Raw genomic sequence first — 1,764 nt, forward strand, 5'->3', positions numbered from 1 at the left:
TTAAACATAACACACCTAGTTTAATAATGTGCTTTTGTCACTTAAATAAAGATTAAAGATAAATTTTAGGCCTAAAACATCCCCATATAAGGGGTTCTTAAGGTCTGTAAAGTGGGCTTTCTTCATTTGGATGGCAGTTGTTATGCGCTTAGCGTGCTGCTAAAAACTGATTTGATGTGCAAAAAGTCTATTATATAATTTATTTGACCACATATGAAAATTTTAGTTTGATTAAAACGGATAAAATCTGTATTACTGTTTAATATAGCTGAAAAATAAAATGATCCCGTAGCTCAGCCGGTAGAGCAACTGACTTTTAATCAGTGGGTCGCGCGTTCGATTCGCGCCGGGATCACTAAGGTCTCTGGAGTCATAGTGAAAGAACAGGACAAAATATTCACTAATTTGAGTGGTAAAGAAACTCCACTACTCAAGGGTGCAAAAAAACGTGGTAGTTGGCAAAAAACAAAAGAATTATTGGATTTAGGGTCAGAAAAAATTATTGATGAGGTAAGAAAATCTGGCTTAAGAGGTCGAGGGGGTGCAGGATTTTCTACTGGTCTTAAATGGAGCTTTATGCCTAAGAATCCTTCAAAAGAGCAACCAACATACTTAGTAGTCAATGCGGATGAATCAGAACCTGGTACATGTAAAGATAGAGATATATTGCGGTATGAGCCACACAAGTTACTTGAAGGAGTTCTCTTAGCTAGCAGGGCAATTAGTGCATCTGTTGCATATATTTACATTAGGGGTGAATTTTATAATGAATATTTAGTTTTAAAACAAGCACTTAAGGAAGCGTATAAAGAAGGCCTGATCGGAAAAAATGCATGCAAATCAGGTTATGATCTTGACGTGTTTATCCATAGAGGTGCAGGTGCTTACATATGTGGAGAAGAAACAGCTCAGCTTGAATCGATCGAAGGAAAAAAGGGCTTTCCCCGTATGAAGCCTCCATTTCCTGCTGTTGTTGGACTTTTTGGCTGCCCAACCACGATAAACAACGTTGAGACTATAGCTATGGTTCCAGACATTCTGTATCGTGGAGGGGAGTGGTTTGCATCTCTTGGCAAACCAAATAATACTGGTACTAAGATCTTTTGTGTTTCAGGGCATGTAAATAACCCGTGTAATGTTGAAGAGGAACTTGGAATTCCGCTGCGTGAATTGATTGAAGAATATGCGGGTGGAGTACGAGGAGGTTGGGATAACTTACTTGCTGTAATACCTGGTGGGTCTTCAGTACCATTAATTCCAAAATCTATATGTGATATTATTAAAATGGATTTTGATTCATTAAGAGCAGCACAGTCGGGGCTTGGTACTGCTGCTGTAATAGTGATGGATAAATCGACTGATATAATAGCTGCAATAGAGAGGTTATCGCACTTCTATATGCATGAATCATGTGGACAGTGCACACCATGTCGCGAGGGTACTGGATGGATGTGGAGAATTATGAAAAGAATGGTAACAGGAAATATTAAGCATGGTGAAATAGATAAATTACTTGACCTTACCACTCAAATAGAAGGCCATACAATTTGCGCACTTGGTGATGCTGCAGCTTGGCCAATTCAAGGATTAATCAGACATTTTCGCCATGTTATCGAAGAGAGAGCAATTACTAAACTCTCTGTTTATTAAAACAAAAACTTTTGTCACTGTCACTGATTTCTACTTGATCCTGCAATCCTTTCAATTTCACTGATGGAAAGACCAGTAAACTTGACAATAGTGTTGGTATCAACATTATCAGCC

The 1,764-nt window shown here is 38.3% G+C and carries 1 protein-coding gene and 1 tRNA gene; both read left to right on the plus strand.

Annotated elements, in window-relative coordinates:
- Positions 1 to 282: 282 nt before the first annotated feature.
- Positions 283 to 355 (plus strand) — tRNA-Lys (locus tag CCY16_RS02195).
- 17 nt (positions 356 to 372) lie between these two features.
- Positions 373 to 1,650: an NADH-quinone oxidoreductase subunit NuoF gene (gene nuoF, locus CCY16_RS02200; protein ID WP_088414617.1), complete on the plus strand. Its 1,278-nt coding sequence runs from the start codon at positions 373 to 375 to the stop codon at positions 1,648 to 1,650.
- Positions 1,651 to 1,764 lie beyond the last annotated feature (114 nt).

The organism is Wolbachia endosymbiont of Wuchereria bancrofti, from assembly GCF_002204235.2.
In the GTDB taxonomy this organism is placed as follows: Bacteria; Pseudomonadota; Alphaproteobacteria; order Rickettsiales; family Anaplasmataceae; genus Wolbachia.